Source organism: Salipiger sp. PrR002, from assembly GCF_010500775.1.
Taxonomy (GTDB): Bacteria; Pseudomonadota; Alphaproteobacteria; order Rhodobacterales; family Rhodobacteraceae; genus Salipiger.
Window position 1 is genome coordinate 50112 of sequence record NZ_JAAGOU010000019.1, and the last position, 23337, is coordinate 73448.

Annotated in this window: 11 protein-coding genes; 5 read left to right on the forward strand and 6 right to left on the reverse strand. The window is 64.8% G+C overall.

Annotated elements, in window-relative coordinates; all coding sequences use genetic code 11:
* Nucleotides 1–26 precede the first annotated feature (26 nt).
* Nucleotides 27–2147, reverse strand: coding sequence for a TonB-dependent siderophore receptor (locus G0A00_RS17660; RefSeq protein ID WP_164182999.1), 2121 nt, complete (start codon nucleotides 2145–2147; stop codon nucleotides 27–29).
* A 249-nt stretch (nucleotides 2148–2396) separates the two neighbouring features.
* Here G0A00_RS17660 and G0A00_RS17665 point away from each other — a divergent pair, with 249 nt between their 5' ends.
* Entirely contained in the window at nucleotides 2397–3278 is an 882-nt protein-coding gene (locus G0A00_RS17665) for an alpha/beta hydrolase (RefSeq protein ID WP_164183000.1), read from the forward strand.
* A gap of 132 nt (nucleotides 3279–3410) precedes the next feature.
* On the opposite strand, the gene G0A00_RS17670 is transcribed toward G0A00_RS17665, so the two are convergent.
* Both G0A00_RS17670 and G0A00_RS17675 read right to left on the reverse strand, forming a co-directional pair.
* The gene (locus G0A00_RS17670; RefSeq protein ID WP_164183001.1) at nucleotides 3411–6545 is read right to left on the reverse strand and encodes an efflux RND transporter permease subunit; all 3135 of its coding nucleotides are present in this window, start codon (nucleotides 6543–6545) and stop codon (nucleotides 3411–3413) included.
* Nucleotides 6542–7720, reverse strand: coding sequence for an efflux RND transporter periplasmic adaptor subunit (locus G0A00_RS17675; RefSeq protein WP_235953145.1), 1179 nt, complete (start codon nucleotides 7718–7720; stop codon nucleotides 6542–6544). The genes G0A00_RS17670 and G0A00_RS17675 overlap by 4 nt, the downstream gene beginning before the upstream one ends.
* Before the next feature lie 104 nt (nucleotides 7721–7824).
* Here G0A00_RS17675 and G0A00_RS17680 point away from each other — a divergent pair, with 104 nt between their 5' ends.
* Nucleotides 7825–8523: a TetR/AcrR family transcriptional regulator gene (locus G0A00_RS17680; protein ID WP_164183003.1), complete on the forward strand. Its 699-nt coding sequence runs from the start codon at nucleotides 7825–7827 to the stop codon at nucleotides 8521–8523.
* Between the two features lie 21 nt (nucleotides 8524–8544).
* On the opposite strand, the gene G0A00_RS17685 is transcribed toward G0A00_RS17680, so the two are convergent.
* Nucleotides 8545–11802: a hypothetical protein gene (locus G0A00_RS17685; RefSeq protein ID WP_164183004.1), complete on the reverse strand. Its 3258-nt coding sequence runs from the start codon at nucleotides 11800–11802 to the stop codon at nucleotides 8545–8547.
* 436 nt (nucleotides 11803–12238) lie between these two features.
* Between G0A00_RS17685 and G0A00_RS17690 the strand changes: the two genes are divergently transcribed.
* Nucleotides 12239–14890: an alpha/beta family hydrolase gene (locus G0A00_RS17690; RefSeq protein WP_164183005.1), complete on the forward strand. Its 2652-nt coding sequence runs from the start codon at nucleotides 12239–12241 to the stop codon at nucleotides 14888–14890.
* A gap of 87 nt (nucleotides 14891–14977) precedes the next feature.
* Complete coding sequence (locus tag G0A00_RS17695; protein WP_164183006.1) at nucleotides 14978–17554, forward strand: PD40 domain-containing protein; 2577 nt, start codon at nucleotides 14978–14980, stop codon at nucleotides 17552–17554.
* Between the two features lie 550 nt (nucleotides 17555–18104).
* Here the strand turns inward: G0A00_RS17695 and G0A00_RS17700 are convergent.
* Nucleotides 18105–18599, reverse strand: coding sequence for a hypothetical protein (locus G0A00_RS17700; protein WP_164183008.1), 495 nt, complete (start codon nucleotides 18597–18599; stop codon nucleotides 18105–18107).
* Nucleotides 18600–19193 (reverse strand): response regulator transcription factor, encoded by a 594-nt coding sequence (locus G0A00_RS17705; protein ID WP_164183012.1) that lies wholly within the window; start codon nucleotides 19191–19193, stop codon nucleotides 18600–18602.
* A gap of 879 nt (nucleotides 19194–20072) precedes the next feature.
* Here G0A00_RS17705 and G0A00_RS17710 point away from each other — a divergent pair.
* Entirely contained in the window at nucleotides 20073–23315 is a 3243-nt protein-coding gene (locus G0A00_RS17710; RefSeq protein WP_164183014.1) for a hypothetical protein, read from the forward strand.
* Nucleotides 23316–23337 lie beyond the last annotated feature (22 nt).

The window sequence follows — 23337 nt, forward strand, 5'->3', positions numbered from 1 at the left end:
TTTGTGGGGCGGTCCGGCCGTGACGCTTACCAGCTGTATTTCAGCGTCGCGGTCACCGTACGGCCATCGCCGTAATAGTCGGTGCCATAGTAGGTGGTGGTCACATAATCCTCGTCGAAGAGGTTGCTGACGTTGAGGTTGAGGTCGAGATCCTCGGTCAGCGCGTAGCCAACCGATGCGTCGACCAGCGTGTAGGCGTCATTCTCGACGGTGTTGGCGTCATCGCCCCATGTGCTGCCGACGTAGCGGATGCCAGCGCCGAGATCGATGTCGCCGCGCGCGCCGCTGCCGGGGATCGTGTAGTCGGCCCAGATCGAGGCAAGATGCTCGGGCGTGCGGGCAGGGCGGTTGCCCTCATTGCCGACGATCCCGTCTTCGCGGATCTCGGCATCCCAGTAGGAGTAGGACGCGAGCAGGCCAAAGCGTTCGGTGACGTCCAGCTTGGCCTCCAACTCGAGGCCGCGCACGCCGATCTCGCCGATCTGCCGGTATTCGGTCGGGCTTACGGCGGTCGACACATTGGTCTGCGTCAGATCAAACAGCGCGGCGGTGAACAGCGCATTGGTGCCCTCGGGGCGGTATTTCACCCCGACCTCATATTGCGTCCCCTCGGTTGGCTCGCTGCCAAGGCCCCAGACATCCTGCGAGAAGCTCTCGGAGTAATTGCCGTAGATCGCCAGTTCGGGGGTGATCTTATAGGTCAGACCAAAACGCCCCGAGACATGCTCATAGCTTTCCTCGGTGGTCGTATCCGCGAGGTGATCCTCGACGTCAAAATCGATCCAGTCCTTGCGCAGTCCGGCGGTGGCGATCCACTGGCCCCAGGTCAGCTCTTCCTGCAGGTAAAGCGCGCTGTTGGTCTGCTCGGGGGTCCAGTCGTAATAGGGCACGAGCGAGATGGTGCAGGCGCTGTCGCAGTAATCGGGATCGTTCACGTCGATGCCCTCAACGGTGCCGAAGAAATCATCCTCGTCGACGGTGATATGGCTGTATTCGACACCCAGCAGCGTGCGGCTCTGCGCGCCGCCGAGCTCGGTCTCATACTGCAACGCGGTGTCCATCGCGAATTGCGCGCTGTCGCTGTAGACGGCAAAGGCAGAGCGCGCCGCATCCGGGTCCGTGGGGCTGGCGCCGTAGACCTGCTCGTAATCGAGATCAAACAGGCTGTAGCGCGCATTGGAGCGCAGGCTCAGCCCGCCGCCGAAGTCATGGCTGAACTGCAGCGCGATGCTGCGTTCAACCGAGTCCATCTCGTTGAACTCGGGCTCGCCAAGGAAAGTGTCGCGGTCGATGCCATAGCCCGAGGGGATGCCGTTGCCCGGCACGCCCTCGCGTTTGTTGTACTCCGCAAGCAGGGTGAGCGTGGTCGCCTCGGTCGGACGCCAGGTGAGCCCGCCCTGCAGATAGGCGCGGTCGTCGTTGGAGTGGTCGTAGGAATATTCGCTGTCCTGCCATTTGCCGGTCAGCCGGTAGGACAGGGTGCTGTCTTCGGTCAGCGTGTCGCCCATGTCGAAGCCGAGCTCCGCATGATCCGCGCCGAGGGTGCTGTAAATCTCGCCAAAGCGATAGCTCTTCGGGGTCTTCGAGACGGCGTTGATCAGCCCGCCCGGCGCGCTGAGACCAAAGAGCGAGGAGTTGGCACCCTTAAGCACCTCGACCCGCTCCATGCCATAGGGCTCGCGGCGCGCGTAGGTCCAGCCAGCGCCGCGCTGCGGCAGGCCATCGCGGTAGAGCAGACCAAGCGACGTGAGATCGAAGCCCCGGATGCGGAAGCCGTCGTAGCGGTCGTCGCCGCCCCATTCGTTGACCGACACGCCTGCGGTGTAGCCAATCACCTGCTCGAGGTTCTGCGCGCCGCGTTTGGCGATCTCGGCAGAGGTGACCACCGAGACCGAGGCGGGGGTGTCGAGAATATCGGCGGTGGTCTTGGTGCTGGCGGTGGTCTGCTGCGCCACCGTCGTCGCCGCGTCATCATCGGCGATGCCAAGCTGGATCGGGCGCAGCTCAAAGGGGGTGTCGCCATCCTGTGCGACGGCGGCAATCGGCAGCATCAGCGCGGTGCTGGCCAGCAGCAGAACCCGGGGATTTGCGCGAAGAACATTGCGGCGCGCAGCCGCACCGGCGCGGGTGAGGGAGAAGGGGGTCATCCAGCGGTACCTATCGGTCTTTGGTGGGAAGGTCGGCTGGCTGAGGTTGGAGCGCGCGGCTGACGCGCGCTCTGGGTCTTGGCATAGCTATTTCTTACTATATTACTAAGTTAAAATTTCAAGCGGAAGGGCTCAGTGGCCGAAAATGCGTGAAACACCTCTCGGCACGCTTCTGGCGATGCCAGAAAGACACGATTTTAAGCTCATTTCGCGCAAAATGCGCAAACCGGCGGTTCGGGGGGCGCGGCGATGACCGGCGCGCTGGTTGCCGAGGGGCAGGCCCTTGTGGCTGGGACGCGCTGGTACGACCTGCGCGACAGGGTGAGCGGCGCGCTGCGCCGGGTGTTCCTCTGGGTCCCGCCCGGAGAGATGCCAAAACGCGGCTGGCCTTCGCTGGTGTTGACCGATGGCAATGCGGTCATCGCCACGGCGGTCGACGCGATGCGGGCGCAATCGGCCTATCCCGCCGCAAGCAACCTTGGGCCGGGCGTGCTGATCGCGGTGGGCTATCCGACAGAAGCGGCCTTTGATCCGCTGCGGCGCAGCTGGGACCTCGGTCCGCCGCCGGGCGCCACCTATCCGCCGTTCTGGCCGGGCACGCCCGAGGTCCGGACCGGCGGCGGCGCCGAGATGGCGCGCTTTCTTCTCGAAGACCTGCGCGACTTCCTGACGGAGCAGGGGGTGATCCTCGATCCCAGCCGCCGCGGTCTCTTTGGGCATTCCTTTGGCGGGCTCTTTGCGCTGTGGCTGATGTTCACCCGGCCCGAGGCCTTCAGTCACTGGATCGCCGCCAGCCCGTCGATCACTTGGGAAGACAGCTTTCTGCTGCGCCATCTCGAGCGCTTTGCGCCGGCGGGGCGGTCGCTGACGGTTCACCTTTCGGCCGGGGAATGGGAGGGATCGCGGCTGGCGCCGTTTCTGGCCCGCCCCGAAGATGCACAAGAGGCCGAAGCGCGCCGCGCCGCCCTGCTGCGGCACCGCACGCTCGAGGCGGCCCGAGAGATGCATGCGGCACTGGCGCGATTTCCCGAACTCACCCTGCGCTTCGAGGAATACGCGGGCGAGACCCATATGTCCGTGCTGTCGGTGGCCGTGGGCCGCGCGCTGCATACGGTGTTTGCCCTGCGCTGAGCCCGTGCACAGGCCGCGCATGAAAGCCAGCGCCTCGCCTTTCGCTTCTTCTCTTTGAAAATACGCCCGCCGGAGGCGGTCCCGCCCGTGCCACTTGCGCTGCGTCACAGGTGAGACGCGCCCTGCCGTTTGTCAGGTGACTGCCCGCTCCTCTTGAGGGCTGCGCGGGATCGAACGTGTCTCGCGCTTTTCCCGCAGCATCAGCATCGCCGGGGTCACCACGAGGGTGAGCACGGTGGCGATCACCAGCCCGCCGGCAATGGCGCTCGACAGCTCGGTCCAATATTGCGTCGAGGGGGCGCCGAAGACGATCTCGCGCGAGATGAAATTGATGTTCATTCCCAGCACCATCGGCATCAGCCCCAGCGCCGTGGTGATCGAGGTGAGCACAACAGGGCGCAGACGTTGCGCGCCGGTGCGCAGCGCCGCTTCCAGCGGCGAAAGCCCATCTTTGCGCAGGTCGTTATAGGCGTCGATCAGCACGATGTTGTTGTTCACCACGATGCCCGCAAGGGCGATCACGCCGACCCCTCCCATGACGATGCCGAAGGGGCGCCCGGTGACGACCAGCCCCAGCAGCACGCCGCCGATGGAAAAGACGATGGCGCTCATCACCACGAAGGACTGGTAGAAGCTGTTGAACTGGACCACGAGGATCAGGAACATCAGCACGATGGCGGCGACGAAGGCGAGCGCCAGAAAGGTCATCGACTCCTGCTGGTCCTCGGCCTCGCCCGCGAACTCATAACTTGCGCTGTCTGGCAGATCGGCCTGATCAAGTGCGGCGCGCAGGGCGGTGACCTGATCGTTGACCAGCAGCCCCGGGGCGGCATTGGCCTCGATGGTGGTGACGCGCTGCTCGTCGATGCGGCGGATGACGCCGACGCGCTCCACCGGCTCGAAGGTCACGAAGTTGGAGATCGGCACGAGCCCCGCCGAAGTGGGTACGCGCAGGTTGGTCAGTTCCGACAGCGAGCGCGAGTCGTTCGGGAAGCGCACCCGGACGTCCAGCTCGCCGTCGGCGTCCGGCGGGCGATAGTCGGTGACGGTGATGCCTTGGGTGAGCAGTTGCACCGCCTGTCCCAGCAGGCTGACATCGGCACCGAAGCGCGCGGCCTCGGCGCGGTCGACGTTGATCGCCACCTCGACGCCGGGCAGCGGGCGGGTGTCGGTCACATCGGTGAAGCCGCCGACACGCTCCATCGCAGCCAGCACCTTATCGACCGCCGCGCTCTGCTGAGTGAAATCTTCGGCCGAGACGCGCAGGTTCACCGGCTTGCCGCTGGACGGGCCGCCGCTTTCGGTCTCCACCTGCACGTCGATGCCCGCGATGTCGGCCATCTTGGCGCGGATGTCCTCGCCGATCTCGGCGGCGGTGCGGCGCGCCTGCCAGTCCACCAGATCGAGCTGCAGAGTGCCGATCACGTCTTCCTCGCCGCCACCCGCGCTCATGGTCGAGCGAGCGTAGACGCTCTCGATGCCTTCGGTGCCAGTGAGCCTGTCCTCGACTTTGCGGACCAGATCGTCGCGCTCGTAGATCGACAGGTTGTCGCGGGCGCGCACCTGCACCTGCATGAATTCCGGCTCGACCGAGGGGAAGAACGAGATACCACGCCCGAACTGACCATAGAGGGCAAACCCGCCGAGCAGCAGCGCCAGCGCCAGAACCACGGTGGTCCAGGGCCGCAGGATCGCGCGCTCCAAGAGGCGCACGTAGGCACCTGTGAAACCGGGAATGCGGCGCGGGTCGCCGCGCTCGGCGGCGTGCAACGTGGCCTTTGCCTGTGCGGTCTGCGGCTGGTTGCGCCCGATCATACCGCCGAGCACGGGGATGAAGATCAGCGCCATGAAGAGCGAGGCGCCCAGCGTCAGGATCACGGTGATCGGCAGATATTTCATGAACTGCCCGATGAGCCCGGTCCAGAACAGCAGCGGGAAGAACACCGAAAGCGTGGTGGCGGTGGAGGCGATGATCGCCCAAGCCATGCGCTTGGCGGCATGGGCATAGGCGGCCTTGGGGCTGTCGCCCTCCTGCAGGCGGCGGTCGGCAAGCTCGACGGTGACAATGGCACCATCGACCAGCATGCCCACCACGAGGATCAGCGCGAAAAGCACCACGATATTCATGGTGAACCCCATCGCCCAGATGATGGCGACCCCGGCGAGGAACGCGCCCGGAATGGACAGACCGACAAGGATCGCCGAGCGCAGCCCGAGAGCGAAGACGATGACGATCATCACCAGCATGACGGCGGCCATGACGTTGGCCTCGAGATCGGAAAGCAGCGTCTTCACCTGCTCGGACTGGTCCTGCAGGTAGGTGACGCGCAGGCTTTCGGGCCAGTCGGCGCTCATCTCGTCGATGACCGCTTTGGTGGCCGCGACGGTGTCGATGATATTGGCGCCCGAGCGTTTGGTGACCTCCAGCGCCAGCGAGGGCTGGCCGTCGATGCGCGCGTAGCCGGTGGGGTCTTCGAAGGTGCGGCGCACGGTGGCAACGTCGCCAAAGGTGACGACGGTGGTGCCATCGACCTTCACCGGCATGGCCATCACGTCCTCGAGGTCTTCGATCAGCCCGGGCACCTTCAGCACGATGCGCCCGCCGCCGGTCTCGATGGCGCCTGCGGCGATGAGTTGGTTGTTGCGCTGCAGCTGGCTGGTCAGCGTCTCGAAGCTGAGGTTGTAGGTCTGGAAGACGGTCGGGTCGATCAGCACCTCGAGGAATTCCTCGCGCGCGCCGCCGATATCCACTTCCAGCACACCGGGCAGCGCTTCGAGCTTGTCCTGCACCGCCTCGGCGACGTCATTGAGGGTGCGCTCGGGCAGGGGGCCGGACAGCACGGCGGTGATGATCGGAAAGAGCGCGGTGTTGATCTCGGTGACGTTGAGCGTGGTGGCATCTTCGGGCAGGTCGCTCTGCACCGTGTCGGCGGCCTCGCGCACCTTGTCGAGCGCTTCGTCGATATCGCCGCCAGCGGCAAATTCGAGCTGCACGCTGGCAAAGCCTTCGGTGGCCTCGGCGGACATTTTCTCGAGCCCTTCGATGGCGCCGAACTCGGCCTCCATCGGCTCGATCAGCAGGCGTTCGGCGTCGGACGGGCTGATGCCGTCGAGCGTGGTGCTGACATAGACCAGCGGCAGCGGAACCTCGGGGTTCGCTTCCTTGGGAATCGAGATATAGGCCACGGCACCGAAAACGAGGATCATCCCCAGCAGGATCATCATCGCCCGGCCACGGGAGAAGGCGGCGTCGATCAGGCTGTTCACGGCTTGTCCTCCGCGATCTCGAGCGGGACGCCCGCGGCTGCATCCGACACCTGCTCGGTCTGTTCCTGAGGCTCGGCGCGGACCTCCTCGCCGTCGCGCACAAAGCCTTGGCCCACGGTGATGATCGTGACGTCGTCGTCGAGCCCGGTGGCCCAGACGCTGTCGATCTCGGTTTTCACGATCTGGATGGGGTGGAAGGCGACGCGCCCGTCCTCGACCGTCTTGAGGCCGATCTGCCCGGCCTCGTCCAGCGAGATGATCGACGGGGCGATGCGATGGGCCGTGGCCTCGCCGGTGGGGATCGTCACTTGCGCCGACACACCTGCGGGCACCTCGCCGCCGGGATTTTCGACCTCGATCTCGGTCAGGAAGGTGCGGGTCTCCGAGGCGGCAGCGGCGCCGACAAAGCTGACCCGGCCCTCGCGCGTCTGGCCGGTGATGAAGTTGACCTCAGCGCTCTGACCCTCGCTGATCCGGCTCAGCGCCTGTTGCGGCACCTGAATGGCCACGGTCAGCGGATCATTGTCGACCACGCGCGAGATCGTGGCCCCGGCCTGCACATACTCCCCCTCGCTTGCGGGAAGTCCTTCGATGCGCCCGGCAAAGGGGGCCTCGACGACGAGATTGTCGATGGCCTCTTCGGCGCTGGCGACATCGGCCTCGGCGGCGGCGAGCGCCGCGCGGGCCTCGGACAGCCGGTCGTTGGTGGCGACCCCGCGTTCGAACAGCTGCGCGGCGTTGTCGAACTCGCGCTGCGCATTGGCCCGCTGCTCTTCGGCTTGGGTGAGCGCCGCCTCGGCGCGGGCGGAATTGAGCCGTGCCAGCACGTCGCCGCGCTGCACCCGGTCGCCCTTGGCGAAGGGCATTTCGATCACCGTGCCTGCGGTTTCGGCGATGACGTCGGTATCGCGGTCGGGCAGGGCCTGACCTTCGGCGCGGTAGCTGAGGGTGACGGGCTCGGCCTTGGACTGCAGGACCATCACCGACGGCGGCAGCGGATCGTCGGCGGCGGATTCCGCCTCGGGCTCGGAGCCGGGCAGGAAAAAGCCGCTGCCCATCCAGAGAATGATGGCGGCGACCAAGGAAATCGCAATCCAGAACGGGCGCGACGAGCCGCGGTCGGTCTCGAACCGCAGAGCTTCGGGCGTCGCCTCGGCGGCGGGGTGGTCGGTCATGCTGCTACTCTCGCTCATCAAGGCGTGATCGAAATGACGTCTGACCGCTTTACATACCGACGGTTGGTCGGTAATCAAGGCCAGAGCTGACGGAGAACGTAATCGTGAACACCAAACGTTCCAGAATGTCCGCCGAAGATCGCCGCACAGCGATCCTCGACGTTGCCACCGACCTTCTGTCGACTCACCCGTGGGAGGAGGTGACCGTGGCGCTGCTGCTCGACGCGGCGGGCATCTCCAAGGGCGGATTTTATCATCACTTCACGTCCAAGGACGATGTTCTCGGCGCGGTGCTCTTGCGGCTCACGGACGCCAGCAATTCTGCCGGGCAGGCGGTTTACGAGCGCAGCGAAGGCGGCGCTGCCGCGCGGTTCACGGCCTATCTCGACGGCACCACCCGTTGGGAGTTGGAGCACGCCGACAAGATCATGGGCGTCATCCGGATCGCCATGATGGCGGGCAATGAGGCGATCTTCCTCAAGCTCGAGCAAGAGGCGCGGCGGCGCGCGACGCCGTTGATGCGCACGCTGGTGGAAGAGGGCGTTCGGGAGGGGGTCTTCGACGTGATCGACGCCGCTATGACGGTCGATCTGTTGCAGCACGCGTGGTGCATGCGCTGGGTGGTCTTCGCGCAGGCGCGTCAGCGCTGTGCGGCGGGCGATCTGGCCGGAGGAGAGGCGATGCTGGAAGAGCGCCTCAGGCTCGAAGAGCGGATGACCAACCGGTTGCTTGGCTGCGACGCCGCAACGCCGGTGCTCATGCCAGCCGCCGAAGAATTTTCGGGCTTCCTGCGGTCCGCCTGACGCGCTGGTCGATTGCTGAAGTCAGACCACGAAGAGATCGTCGAAGGGTGTCGTGAAATCGATGAGTTTCGCCTGCATGAGGATCTTTTCTTCGACGGCACCGAGGTCTCCGTCGATCTCCAGAGCCGCGGCGATTTCGTGAAGCTCCTCGGTAAAGGTGAGCGGTGCGGAGGTGATCGGCTCCGCCCCGCCCGCCATCGCCAGAGCGAGATCGCCCGTCGGTGCGGCCTCGGCGCCCTCCGGCAGCACGAAGGTCAGATAGCTGACGGCCCATGCGGCGCCGGGGGCGGTGGGGCGGAATTCGCGCCAGATCGGGGTCTCGCTTTCGCTCCACGTGGTGTAGGCGGCATACCAGACCCCATCGGCCCCGCGATCCTCATAGCCGATACCGGGAATGGAATGATCGGTGATCCCATCGCCGTTGCTGTCAACGGTCATGGCGACGGGGCGGCCCGCGTCGATCTCGGCCACATATTCCTCCCAGAGGCTGCCCCCGGGTTCGCCGGTATCCAAATTGTAGAGCGTGTGGGAAGAGAAGGTGCTTCCGGTAAGCGCAGGATAGCCACGGTAGGCGCCGTCAAAATTACTGACATAGGTCGAGCCATAGCCCAGCGGATCAACGGATGTCCCCATGAAATCCGCGATGGACGTGTAGGGAGGCACCGGCAGCGTCGGATTGTCCGGCGTGGGATCGTATTTCGCATTATGGGCCGGGCTGGAGATCTGGTCCTGCACCGAGGGTGTGGCACTGATCTGCTCCCAGCCCTCGGCATCGAAAAGATCGGGATAGCCGTTGAGATCCCAGTACCCGATGATGCTGCCGCCCGTGGTCGGCGAGCAGCCGTGATACCAATTGTAGGCCGGGACATCCTGCAGCATCCCAAAGAGACCGGGTTCTTTTTCCGCCACGCTCAGCACGTAGTCTCCGGTGCCGTAGTCGCCGAAGGCACGGGCCGAGGCAAAGACGAGCTCATCGCTTTCGGGGGTATATTGGTAGCTGGAGTTCAGGCTGTCGCCGGTGTCATCATTGGCACCGATCAACATGCCTTCCGCATCGTAGAGATAGAAATACGGGTCCCAAAGCGGGCTGTCAGAGCCCGTCTCGGCGCTAAGATAGAAGCGGTACGTTGTGCCGCCCTGCAACGCGATGCGGAACCAGTCGTCATCCCCTGGGTAATCGATGCGCCCGTGGGCTGCGCCGCCGACCTCGATCTCTGCGGTCGTGCTTTCATCGCCGGGGACCGCGTCAAAGTCGGCTGCCTCCGCGAGGGACAGCACGTACCCGCCTTCGTAAGCGTCCGCATAGGCACCGGCTGCGGCGAAGACCCGCGCGTCCTCGGTGGGAGTGTAGAAGAGCTGGGAATTGAGACCGCTGTAGTCATCGTTTGCGGCAAGCAGTTGTCCCTCGGCGTCGTAGAGACGGAAATAGGGATCGGGCAGCGGATTGCGTGACGCCTCATCCCGCACGAGGTCGAACCGGTAGGTGACGCCTGCTCTCAACTCGACCCCGAACCAGTCCCGGTCTTCGAGGAAATCGAGCGTGCCCCGCACTTCGCTTCCGACGTCGAGCGTGTAGAGCGTGGAGGCATCGCCCGGCACTTCGGGCTGGAGCAACTGGGCGAGCGTTGCGCCTTCGCGGTAGGCGCTGGGGATGAAGGCGAGTTTGGTCCAGCACCCGTCGACCGATGCCATCAAGCGCCATTTGTTCAAACTCAGATCGTCCGGCGTGATCCCCTCTATGTCGATGACGAGCGTGTCCACGCCGATATCGAAATCATAGAGCTTATCGAACCCGCGAAGGTCTGAAATCACGACCGTGTCGGCGCCGGCCCCCGTGTAGATCACATCCCGTCCAGACCCGCCGTCGATGAAGTCGTCCCCATCGCCGGCACGGATGGTATCGCGTCCCGCGCCGCCGAAGATGCGGTCATCGCCGGCCAGCGCTGTGATCCTGTCGCGTCCTCCGAGGCCGAGGATGAGTTCGGCATCATCGGTGCCCACGAGCCGGTCACGGCAGTCCGTGCCAGTGATCACTGGCAGGATTGCCCGCAGAACGGAGGGCCCCATGGTCGGGTCGCCCTGCATGGTCATTCCGTAGTGCCAGTCGACCTTCCAGTCGAGCACTGGCGCATCCGTTGGTGCCGCATGCATCTCGAACCAGTCCAGGAACGAGCGGCCCAGCGTCAGCCCTGCGGATTGCGGCCCGTAGAAATCGGCGAAATTGAGCATCGATCCGGTCTTTGTACTGCCGACCGTATTGAGGACGCCGTCACTCAGGAACACGTACGTGGAGGCGAGGTTGGACCACTGGGTGAAATCGGCGGACGAGCAATTGAACAGGTTCATGAAGGCCGGCTGGGCGTTCAGATCGACGACGTCCGCAGAGAAGACCAATCCGCCGCCCGGACTAGAAATGGAAAGCCCCGAACTCCAAGCGTGGATTTGCTGGATCAAAGTCTCGACGTCGTCCTGCAGCGCGGCCTCATAGTTTGCGACGGTGGTTTCATCGAGGGCGCGGATGTCGGTCACCTCGGAATAAAGCCCCGTCAGGGACTCGAGATCGCCGGTGTAGGGCGCCCAGTCGTTGTCGGCGAACCAGATGGCACGCTCCTGATAGTGCCGTCCCGCCGCCCTGACCTCATGCAGCTTTGCGAAATAGGAATTGATCAATTCCGTCTCGCTGGAGCTACTCAGCCCGCCAAGCTGACTGGCTGCCAAGCGTGACACGTAGATTTCCGGGGCGACGTCTCCGTCGCCATCCACATGGGCGTCGGCCCCGCTCGCATTGAAGGAGTAGCTGCCGTCCAGATCCATGAAGTAGAGATCATGCGGATAGCGCACGAGCTGACCGTCGGCGTCATAGCCATCGTAGGATTTGAAATACTGAACCGGCAGGTCGCCGACGAACAGCGCCCCTTCGAGCCCGTCATTGAGCCATCTCGCTTCCAGTTCCGACCGCAACTCTTCGGCAGAGCCGTCGAACTCGACCACCCGGACTTGGTAGCCCTCCAGTTCGATGTCGGAAATATATTGATCGAGCGCGCTGCGGATTCCCGAAAGCAGCCCATTTTCGACAAAGATGTCGAGCACCCCGGAGCCGGCTTCTCCGGGCGTCGCCGGAGACGCGGACTCGCTTCCGATCTCGCGGCCGCTTTCGTCCAGCACGCCGCGTTCGATGAGGTTTTTCAGACTGTTTGCGCCATCGCCATTCGTCGCGGTTTCGGATGCCGCAATCTCTTGCTGCGCCAAAACGTCAAGGTCATCGAAATCGGCTGCCATGATCTTCGCTCCCGTTGAGTGATGTCGGCGTGTTTCTCTCAAGGGTAGTGGCGACGCAGTGCGAGCGATTGACCGCTATCAATGCGGAATGTGTGTGACGCGGTCGCAGGCGAAAAGCTGCCGCTGCGCGCGTTGGAACGCGGGGTGGGAGATCGCATGCACCCATGGTTTCGCAAATTATGTCAGCGCCTTAGCTGCGCTATGCCCGTTGTAAGCGGCGGGGCGTCAGCTGTCCGAGGCGGAGAAAGGCCTGCGACGGGACCGCGGTGACAGGCGTCGTTGCGGCCCCGGATCCTCGTCCCGATCCGGGGCCGACAATGACGGTCGTCAAGAAGCGATCGCGCATATTATGCGAGGCTGGGACCTTCTCCCGGCGCGAGTCCATTCCAGAATGCGCTGCGCCAAAGGCTCTTAACCCAGACCGGGAGGGTCAGAGATGGCTCAAGGAACAGAGCGTTTCGTCGATCGCGCAGAGGCCGGGCGCAAACTTGGTGCCCGCCTCGCGTCGATGGCGCTGGAGCAGCCGGTTGTCTACGCCTTGCCGCGCGGGGGTGTGCCGGTGGCGCTGGAGGTCGCACGGGCGTTGAAGGCGCCGCTGGATCTTATCTTCGTGCGCAAGATCGGCGCGCCGAGCGCGCCCGAGGTCGCGCTTGGGGCCATCGTCGACGGCGCGGCGCCGCAGATGGTGATCAACGAGGAGGTCATGCGCAGCTTTGGCAGCGACGCTGACTATCTGGAAAAGGCGCGGGCGCGGGAACTCGTGGAACTCGAACGGAGCCGCACGCGCTACCTCGGCGACCGGCCGCAGGTGTCGGCGGCGGACAGGACCGCGGTGATCGTCGACGACGGTTTGGCCACAGGCGCCACCATGAAGGCGGCGATCATCGCCATGCGCAGGCAGGGCGCGCGCAGGATCTGCGTTGCGGTGCCCGTGGCGCCGGCCGAGGTGGCGCGGGAGTTTGCCGCGCTGGCCGACACGGTGGTCTGCCTGAACCCCGCGCCGCGCTTTTACGGTGTCGGCGGCTTTTACGATGACTTCCATCAGCTCAGCGACGAAGAGACCGTCGGCCTTCTGCGGCAGGCATGGGCCGAGGACACCGAGCCGCACCAAGCGCCGTCGCGCCGCAATGTCGCCGTGCCGCCGCTGGCTCTGGCCGGTGAGTTGGTTGTGCCCGAGGATCCACGCGGGCTGATCATCTTCGCTCATGGCAGCGGCTCAAGTCGGCTCAGCCCGCGCAACCGTGCCGTCGCCGAGGTGCTGAACGAGCGAGGCTTTGCCACGCTGCTCTTTGATCTGCTGACCCCGCAAGAGGCGCAGGACAGGCGCAACGTGTTTGATATTCCGCTTCTGGCCGAGCGGGTTGTCGAAGCTGTGGGCTATGTGGCGGGCGAGCCCGATGTCGCCGATCTTGCGATCGGTCTCTTCGGGGCGAGCACCGGGGCCGGGGCAGCGCTGGTCGCGGCGGCGAACCTGAAGGGGCGCATCGGCGCTGTCGTCTCGCGCGGGGGCAGGCCCGACCTTGCCGGAGCGCATTTGGCGCAGGTGACCGCGCCGACACTGCTGATCGTCGGAGGGCATGACGAACACGTGCTGACGCTGAACCGGCAGGCGCTCTTCGCCCTCGAAAGCGAGAAGATGCTGAAGATCGTGCCCGGCGCGAGCCATCTTTTCGAGGAGCCGGGGGCGCTGGAGATGGCGACCGAGATCGCCTGCAACTGGTTCGAGCACTACCTGCAGGTGCTTCCCGACACGGTGCACCCAGAGCCCGAACGCCATCTGCAGGGGCCCGCCGAGATCGTCGCCGCCCTGCGCAGCGCCGTGATCCCCTTGCCCGAGCCCGAGGAGCCGTCCTTTGCGGCTGCCTTCGATGACTACGGCAGCGCGCGGGTTGTTCTGCTGGGCGAGGCCTCGCATGGCACCTCCGAGTTCTACAGGGCGCGCGCGGCGATCACCATGCGCCTCGTCGAGAGGCACGGCTTTACGCTTGTCGCCGCCGAGGCCGACTGGCCGGATGCGGCGAAGATCGACCGCTACATCCGCCACAGACCCGGCGCCTCGTCGCGGCGGTTGCCGTTCTCGCGCTTCCCGACGTGGATGTGGCGCAATCGCGAGGTCGACGATTTCGTCGCCAGACTGCGAGACCACAATGCGAAGGTGGAACCCGACGAACAGGTGCGGTTTCATGGGCTCGACCTTTACAGCATGACAGCCTCCATCGCCGCGGTGTTGGAGTATCTCGACCGGGTCGATCCGGCGGCGGCACGGGAGGCGCGACAGCGCTATGGCTGTATCGACCCGTGGTCGCAGGAGCTTGCCGCCTATGGGCGTGCTTCGCTCAGCCGCGGCTATGCGCTTTGCGAGGCGCCGGTGATGCGCACGCTGCTCGATCTGCTGCAGAGTGAGTTGCTCTATGCCGCCCGCGATGGGGACGAGTTCTTCGATGCGGTGCAGAACGCGCGGCTCGTCGCCAACGCCGAGCGCTACTACCGGGTGATGTACTACGGCTCGCATGAATCGTGGAACCTGCGCGACAGCCATATGTTCGAGACGCTCAAGCATGTGCTGGACCGCGGCGGCCCCGACTCCAAGGCAGTGGTCTGGGCGCATAATTCCCACATTGGCGATGCGCGCTTCACCGATATGGGCAGCGCCCGTGGCGAATTGAACATCGGGCAGCTTTGTCGCGAGGAGTTCGGCAGACGAGCGGTGCTGATCGGCTTCGGGACCCATAGCGGGACGGTGGCCGCCGCTTCGGAATGGGATGCGCCGATGGAAGTGAAGACCGTGCGCCCCTCGCGGCCCGACAGCTACGAAGCGCTCTGCCATGGCGTCGGGGAAAAGCGGTTCCTGCTCGACATGGGGCAGGACATGGACCCGGCGCTGCGCCGCGCGCTCCGCGACCCCCGGCTCGAGCGCTATATCGGCGTGATCTATCGTCCCGAGACAGAGCGTTGGAGCCATTACTCCCACGCCACGCTGCCCGACCAATATGACGCGTTCGTCTGGTTTGACGAGACGCGCGCCGTCACCCCGGTGCCGACGCGCGTGATCGCGGGGGAGGATGAGACGTATCCCTTCGGGCTCTGAACCGGCGGCAGTTTGCCCGCAGCCCGAAGGGCCCGGAAGGCCGCATAGATTTAAGCGATTTTGAACAGATCATTGGAGGGTAGGGTCATGGCGACGCAACTGAAGGTGGTATCGGTCGATTTGGTTTCCACAGACAGCGATGGGGTGCAGGGCGATAGGGCCAGCAGCCAAGGCCATCTGAGCGCGGATGGCACATTGCTCGTCTTTCTGAGCGCGTCGAAGCTGGTGCCTGAAGACGTCAACATCTATGGCGACATCTATCTCAAGAACCTGACCACCGGGGCCGTCGAACGGCTCACCGTCGATCCCAGTGTCGCCGCCAGCGAAGAAGGCGGCTGGAACCCGGCGATTTCTGCCGATGGCACGCGGGTCGCCTTTGGCGTCACCTACCGCTACCCGCCGGGCAGCACAGTCGTCGCGGATGAGGCGGTGGCCTTCAAAGACCTGCTGACCGGGGAGAGCATGCTCATTTCGGCAGATGCGCAGGGCGTGGCTGGCGAAGGGACCAGCTATGGCGCGCGGTTTTCGCCCGACGGAACGCAGGTCGCCTTTTACAGTGGCGCAAAAAACCTCCTGCCGGGCGTCGACTTCACGGGATACGGGGTGTTCCTCAAGGATATCGCCAGCGGCGCGGTGTCGCTGATCTCGAGCAATGCAGCGGGCGAGGGGGCCAATGGCCCCAGTGGTGTGTCTTCTTTCTCGCCGGACGGAGCGACCTTCGCCTTCTTCAGTCGCGGTGACAATCTTGTCGACGGCGACGGCAATGGTGTCGGAGATGTCTTCATCAAGGACCTTACCACCGCCGCGGTCACGCGCGTCTCGGTGGCCGCGGATGGCACAGAGGGCAATGGTGAAAGCTCCGGCGGTGCTTTCTCGCCAGATGGTACGAAGCTCCTCTTTGCGAGCCGCGCGACCAATCTCGTGGCGCATGATGGCAATGGCTCGCAGGACCTCTTCATCAAGGATCTGCTCACCGGCGCGGTCGAGATGGTCTCTACCGACACGTTCGGCAACCAGTGGATCGGCGACAGCTATGGCGGCGTGTTCTCGCCCGACGGGACCAAGATCGCCTTTTACAGCGACACCACCAGCCTCTCGGTGCGCGACAGCAACGGCGAATGGGACATTTTCATCAAGGACCTGATCAGCGGGACGGTGACGGCGGTCTCGACCAATGTCGCGGGCGAGATCGGAGACGGAATGAGTTTCTGGCCCGAGTTTCTGCCGGACGGCTCGGGGATCGTCTTCACCAGCGGCGCATCCAACCTCGTGGCGGACGACACCAATGGCGGTTGGGACGTGTTCATCTCCACCTTCGAGGAGCAGGAACTGGGCGAGATCGTGCAATGGTCCGAGGCCGAGGGCGGCAACGGGCATTGGTATCAATATGTCGAAGGGCCGTTGACTTGGGCCGAGGCGAAAGCCGAGGCCGAGAGCCGCAGCCACCTCGGTCTGCCGGGCTATCTCGCCACGATCACCTCGGCCGAGGAGAATGACTTCATCCTCGCGATGACCTCGCCGAACGTCTGGGCCGGTGGCACCGACGAACGTGTCGAGGGCGTCTGGGAATGGGCGACCGGGCCCGAGGCCGGGGAGGTCTTCTGGACACGCTCTTCCGGCGCTTTGACCTATGCCGACTGGGGCGGGTCCGAGCCGAACAACGCGTGGTCCGAGCCGCCGGGAGAGGACTATCTGACGGTGCATTCGCTTTACGCCACCGGCACATGGGCCGACAATGGCGTGCCGCCGAACCCGAACCAGGCCTTCGGCTATGTGGTCGAATACAGCGACCTCACCCGCCCACCCAGCGAGATCGGCCTTGGCCGCACAGAGGCAGAAGACCTCGATCTCGGCAGCGGCTTTGCGGTGCAGCACAACCCGTGGGCGTCCGAAGACGCCTACGTGCAGGCCACCGGCAGCGGCGCGGCGGCGGCGTCAGGTAGCTTCGCGGGGCCGGGCGGCGTCTACAGCGTCATCATCGGCTATTTCGACGAAGCGGATGGCGCGAGCGGCCTGCGGTTCGAGGTGAATGGCGAGACGCTGGACGCATGGGTCTGGGATGCCGATCCCGCCGGGGACACCGTCACCGGGGCCGCCGCGATGAAGCGGGTGATCCCCTTCGTCACGCTAAACGCGGGCGACATGCTGACACTGGCGGGCACGGCGGATGGCGGCGAGCCGCTGCGCACCGATTACATCGACATCCGGCCCGCGCCCGCAGCGAGTGCGCCGTTCACCGTCGAGGCCGAAACGTTGGAGATCACCAAGGATTTTCAGGTCTTCACCAATCCGCATGCCTCCGGCGGCGCCTATCTGCAGGCGGGCGGCGGGCCGGATCAGCGCGCGCTCTACGATTTTGACGGCGCGGCGGGGCTTTACGATCTGACCATCGGCTATTTCGACGAAAGCGACGGTGTCAGTCGGATGAGTCTATGGCTCAATGGCGCGGAGGTGGACAGCTGGCTGTGGGATGGCTCCTTCGGCGATGCCATCGTCACCCCCGCCGGGGCCGCGCAGCATACGCTATATGGCCTCGATCTCGCCCCCGGTGACAGGATCGAACTGATCGGGGAGCCCGATGACGGCGAGCCGCTGCGCACGGACTACCTGCATTTTGACCCGCTGAGCCTCGCCTCTGGCGCGGATGCCTTCCTGTTCAGCTAAGCGCGGCGCGCCCGGCGCCTAGCCGAGTGACTTGATGCAAGACAAGGCGGCTGCGTCAAAGCTTGGCAGACTGGACGGATCGGGGCAGGCCGATCACCCAACCTCGGCGTGCTGCGGTCTTTGCGGCTCATTTCCGGGAGGTAAGCCCATGCCTGAAATGCTGAAACGTCCAAGAACCCGACGCGGTGCAACCAACCCCAGAAGCGGCTGTTCGCTCTTCGCTGCGGTCTCGTCCCCACGCGCGCAATCGCGAAGCGTCTACCTCTCGGTTGCGTTGCGCCCGCCGTGCCGCACTCCAGGCCTCTCGCGGTCCGAAGTTGGCCGCCCACGCCTCGCCGACCCGCCAGAGCCCGCGCCGGTTGAAACGCCGCCCGAGCCGGAAGAGACACCCTCGCTTCCGCAAGAGGCCCCGCCCGCAGCGCCGAGCGAGGCCCCAGAGATGCCGGTGGAACTCCCGACCGACCTGCCGCCGGAGCTCTGATCCGCGCCTGTTCAGAGGGCGGTGAACATCACATAGGAGAAGGGAACTTCGGCAAAACGAGCGGGGACCCTAGACGGGGAAAGCCCGCCGCTTGATCAGGTCCCACATCTGCACGTTCAGCGCGCCGAGCTGGGTGATCGTCTGCTCGATGCGCGCGATCTCGGCGTCGTCGATCTCGCCGCTGCGGCCCATGCGGATGTCCGTCTTGCGGTCGGCGATGCGCATCAGGATGGTCTTGTAGCCGCCGCTCTCGCTGTCGAACGAATAGATGCAGTGATTGTAGTGGTTGCGCAGGCGGGCCAGAGCGGCCAGCTGGCTGGTACAGGTGAGAATATCATCGCGGTCCGCCGCCGGGCGGCTTTCGGTTTTTGCCAGACGTTCCACCAGATCAAGCCGCGCGCGCGTCGTGTTGAGGGTCAGAAAGACGATGACGGCGCGCTCTTTGTCGGTGCCCAAAAGCCCGGCGATGAAATGGATCAGCACGCTTTCGGTATTGGTCCAGACGTAGTTGAGCCGCCCGATCCGCAACAACAGCTTGTCAAAGAACGGGTCATCATTCTGCATCTACCGCAAGCCCCCCTGCTGCTGTTGCTGCTCGAAATAAAGGCTCACCGCAGCGGTCCGGTTCGGCACGTCCAGCTTGCGCACAAGGTTGTGCACGTGAAGCTTGACCGTATGCACGGTGATATCGAGCTCTGCGGCGATCCGTTTGTTGCTCTCACCGCGCGCGATGAGCTCGAGCACTTCCTGCTCGCGCAGTGTCAGCGGCTTGAGGCCGGTTGGGGGCAGGCCAGTCGATCTTAGGCCGGTTGGGGCCAGAGCGCAGGGTGGCGGGTCTTTGGCGGCGGGCGGCGCGTCGCGGAGCGCGGCCCTGCTGGCGACCAACTCATCGGGAAGAACCACCTGCCCATGCAGCAGCAGCCGCACGAGCGAGAGCCAGACCTCGAGCGAGACATTCATCGGCAAGAAGCCGATTGTCGTGTCGAACCTCGCATACCACCGCTGCAGAAAGCTGCGCGCAACGTCGGCGTCGCGATAGGCGAGCGCCAGCGTTGCCATGCCCGGATCGAAGCGCCCGCTGGCGCTAAGCTCGAGCAGATCCTCGGCATGCATCTGATCCACCAGCACAAGCTGAAACGCCGAGCCGGAGCGGGCCATGGTTGCGTCACGGAGACTGTCATAGCGTTGCCCGCGAATTCCGAATTCGGATTCTATATTTCTGATGACCTGAGGGCCGTAAAGGAAAGCGCTTCCGACAACGGAAACCTCTGATTCCTCGGTCAATGCGTGGCTTATGAATGTATCTAATTTTTGCAATCTGGCCCTCCCGGACAATTGCCGAACGGTGCAGGCTGAATTTGAAAGGATATGAACGACCAATATGGGGGTAACAGTGCGAATGGAATCAAGCGCAAAATATATTGGCCATAAAATGATGGCCGTGACTGGATTCGCAGTATTGCGGCGACGAAAACGCCCTCTCGCCACCTGACTATACCCAAAAGATCAGGTGAAATCGACTCAAATGATACATCCTTGGGCAGATTTGGTGCGTCCGGGTGAATGTTTGGTCAGTTTTACAACGCGCTACGCCGACCTAACCCCGGGGTCTAGACAGAAACCTGTTCGGCGCTTCCGTTCGCCGTTCCGCAATGGGATGTCGCTGCGCGCAGTTGACTGCAGGGTGTTCCTTGGCACGGGCTTCCAGAGAAAAATTCTATTAAACAAAGGTAGTTAATGCGCGGCGCTGCCGGGCTCGATGGTCTATAGACCGAAATGCTAGATGGCCATATCGCCGCGCACTCGGCAGGATTGTTACACCGAGATGATCATTCATCAGATCGGCTTTTTGAACCTTCGACCCTGTTTAGGAGGGTGAAGCAAAGAGAAGACGTACTCCAAATATATCTTTCTATCCTGAAGTCGCATCGGTTCAGTTTATGGGCCGGGATTTCTAGTGCGACGCAATACGCACCCTTCATGCTGCCTTTTAGATGACTGGCGGCCAATGGTGCCTTTTCGCAAAAGGAATGCATTATGGCTAGCAATAGAAACATGCATGGCATGGGCGGAGATCCGCGCGCAATGTCGGATGCCGTCGCGATTGGCAAGGCAGAGGTGGAAACCCTCAATGCCGATGTCGACACCGGCGACATTTCGATCAAGGAAGCGGAACTGACCGCGCAGCAGCAAGAGCAATCGCAGGACACGGACGTCCGCAACGATCAGGGCCAAGAGCAAGGTCAGGATCAGGGTCAAGAGCAGAGCCAGCAGCAATCGGCTGACAATGACAACACCGTGTCGAACGGCAATGACATCAACATCGACTTCGGCGAGGGCGAATGGATCCCGCGCGATGACGATGTGGTCGACCTCGATCTGTCCGACGAAGCCTCGATCAACGATGTGCTGACTGCGGGCGGTGATCTGAGCTACGACCCCGGTGACGATGTGACCGCGGGCGGCGACATCACCAATGATCCCGGTGATGACATGACCGCTGGCGGCGATCTGACCTACGATCCGGGCGATGACTTTCATGTTGGCGAGAACACCACCGTGGGTGACGCGCTGACCGGCGACGGCAATGACTTCATGTCGATCAACAACCAGTCGGCCTGGCTCGAAGACAACGACCATCTTGAAGAGGCAAGCGTGTCCAATGACGCGGGCTTCTATCAATATGGCGACGCCAAGGGCGGCACCGCCTCGGCGGCGGACGGCATCAGTGCCGATGCCCAAGGCGGCGCGTCCGGCGAGGGCGGCGAGTCGATCGCCGGTGATGGCGACGGCGCCAATGGCGCTGGCGGCATGGCCAATGCGACCGGCGGGGCCAGCGGCGAGTCCGTCTCTGACGCTGCGGGGGGCGATGCCGGCGATTCCGGCGATGCCGACAGCGCGGTCGATAGCGCCGTCGAGACCACCTCGGAAACCGCGTCTTCGGCTGACGGCGGCGACGGCGGCGATGCCGACAACACCGGCACCGCAGAGAATGTGATCGACACGCAGAACGATGCCGAAGGCACGGGCGGCGAAGCCGGTGACGGCGAGGCGCTTGGGGCAGGGCTCGGCCTTTCGGGGGCGGTCGGCGGACTGGCCGGCAGCGCGGCCGATGGCGGTGACAACGCCGATTCCGTCGAGTCCGAGGTCGATGGCGACAACGCTGTGAGCGGCACCTCGGGTGACGGCGGCGATACCGACGGCGACACCACGGCAGACTCGGCGGGCGCGGCGGACACCAATTCCGAAGCTGGCGACGGCGGTGACAACTACGGCGAGGCCTATGCCGACGCGGCGAGCGATGCCGACACCACCACCACGACTGGCAACGGCGGTGATACCGACGCCACAATCGAGGCCGATGCCGCCGGCGAAGCGCAGAACGACGGCACCAGCTATGGTGGTGACGTCGATGGCGAGTCCTCGGCAGACGGCGACGGTCAGGCTGACACCGACGGCACCGGCTATGGCGGCGAAGGCTATGGCGAGACCTATGCCGATGCCGCAGGCAATGCCGCGAGCGATCACGCCAGCGAAGGCGGGGCCAATGATGGCGAAGCCTCGGCGGATGGTGACGGAACCGCCGACAACGAAGGCACCACCGGCGATGGCGGCGATGCGACCGCAGAGTCCGTGGCCGAGTCCGCCGGTCAGGCCGACACCACGGTCGAGTCCGACGGCGGTGACAGCCACAACCTGAGCGCGTCCAAGGCCGAGGGTGAGGCGAAGACCGACGGCGACTCCGACGGTGGCGGGTCGCTGAACGGGGCGCTTGCCAAGGCCAAGGGCGATGCCGATAGCACCGGCGACAGCTATGGCGGTGAAAGCGGCGATGCCTCTGGCGATGCCACGGGCGGCGACTCTTCCGCCGACAATGGGCCCAACACCCAGACCGTCGGGCTTGGCGCCGGTGAGCAGAACGTCGACAGCGATGCCGGTGACGGCGGTGACGGCTGGAACGAGAACGCCAGTACTGCGGGCAGTGGCGGCGACGTCAGCGGCACAGCCGAAAACGACAGCGCGGCCGATGCGATGGCCGAGGGCGCTGGCGGTGACGGCGGCGATGTCGACGGCACTTCGGACGCCTCGGGCGCGGCAGATGCCGCATCGACCGGCACCGGCGGTGACGGCGGATCGAACTCGGGCACCAATGACGGGTCGAGCGCGGCGGATGCCGCGGCCGATGTCGCCAGCGGTGAGACCGGCGATCTGACCGGCATGGCCGACGGTTCGGGACGGGCTGACGCGGCCAATACCGGCAGCGGTGGTGCGGGCGGTGACGCCAGCGGCACCAACGACGGATCGGGCGCGGCGGATGCCGCCTCGGAGGTCGCGGGCGGCGCTTCGGATGTCATGGGCACCGCCGATGGCTCGGGACGGGCGGATTCCGCCAATACCGGCATGGGCGGCGCGGCGGGTGACGCCAATGGCACCGCCGATGGCTCGGGCGCCAATGATGCCGCGAACACCGGCACCGGCGGAGCTTCGGGTGCAGCCGATGGCACATCCGACGGCTCGATCGCGCTCGACAATGCCAACACCGGCACCAGCGGTGCGGGTGGAGCAAGCAGCGGCACCGCGGATGGCTCGTCGATGGCTGACGCCATGACGAGCGGCACCGGTGGCACCTCTGGTTATGTGTCGGGAACCGCGGACGGCAATGCCTCCGCCGACATCATGGCGGCGGGCTCGGGCGGCGCCGGTGGCACCTCGACGGCAACCACCAGTGCGGACTCGGCGGCTGACGGCGCGGGCACCGCGACCGGAAGCGGCGGCGACGGCGGCTATGCCGATGTCTTCGCGCAATCCGAGACCGACGGCTCTGCCGACAGTATGGCCGAGGCCATCGCCGGCTATGGCGGTGCGGCTTGGACCGATGACGACTCCAGCGCAAGCGGCACTGGATCGGCCACCGGGACGGCGTATTCGGGCATGGGCGGCGCCGGCGGCGAAGCCACCTCGATGAGCGGCGACAGCGGCGCGGTCTCTGGCACCTCCTACGGCGGGGCCGGAACCGGCGGCGAGGTCTATGGCGGTGACGCCAGCGGGGCCTACTCGGGTGCCGGCGGGGCAGGCGGCGACGCCGGCTCCTGGGGCTCGGGCAATGGCGATGACGGGTTCGTCACCGGCGAGTCCTACGCATCGGCAGCGGCCGTGGTCGACACCAGCGCGTTCAACCAATCGATCGTGATGGGCGCCAATGTGCTCGGCAACAGCGTCGATATGACCATGGTCGGCGGCTCGATGACCGCCACCAGCGTTGGCGAAGACGATGCCTGATCGATAACATGACCCCCTGCCG

What these genes read in the sequence shown, in the direction of transcription:
- G0A00_RS17660 (WP_164182999.1), bottom strand. Translation starts at nt 2,147, where the DNA reads ATGACCCCCTTCTCCCTCACCCGCGCCGGTGCGGCTGCGCGCCGCAAT.
- G0A00_RS17665 (WP_164183000.1), top strand. Translation starts at nt 2,397, where the DNA reads ATGACCGGCGCGCTGGTTGCCGAGGGGCAGGCCCTTGTGGCTGGGACG.
- G0A00_RS17675 (WP_235953145.1), bottom strand. Translation starts at nt 7,720, where the DNA reads ATGACCGACCACCCCGCCGCCGAGGCGACGCCCGAAGCTCTGCGGTTC.
- G0A00_RS17685 (WP_164183004.1), bottom strand. Translation starts at nt 11,802, where the DNA reads ATGGCAGCCGATTTCGATGACCTTGACGTTTTGGCGCAGCAAGAGATT.
- G0A00_RS17690 (WP_164183005.1), top strand. Translation starts at nt 12,239, where the DNA reads ATGGCTCAAGGAACAGAGCGTTTCGTCGATCGCGCAGAGGCCGGGCGC.
- G0A00_RS17695 (WP_164183006.1), top strand. Translation starts at nt 14,978, where the DNA reads ATGGCGACGCAACTGAAGGTGGTATCGGTCGATTTGGTTTCCACAGAC.
- G0A00_RS17700 (WP_164183008.1), bottom strand. Translation starts at nt 18,599, where the DNA reads ATGCAGAATGATGACCCGTTCTTTGACAAGCTGTTGTTGCGGATCGGG.
- G0A00_RS17705 (WP_164183012.1), bottom strand. Translation starts at nt 19,193, where the DNA reads ATGGCCCGCTCCGGCTCGGCGTTTCAGCTTGTGCTGGTGGATCAGATG.
- G0A00_RS17710 (WP_164183014.1), top strand. Translation starts at nt 20,073, where the DNA reads ATGGCTAGCAATAGAAACATGCATGGCATGGGCGGAGATCCGCGCGCA.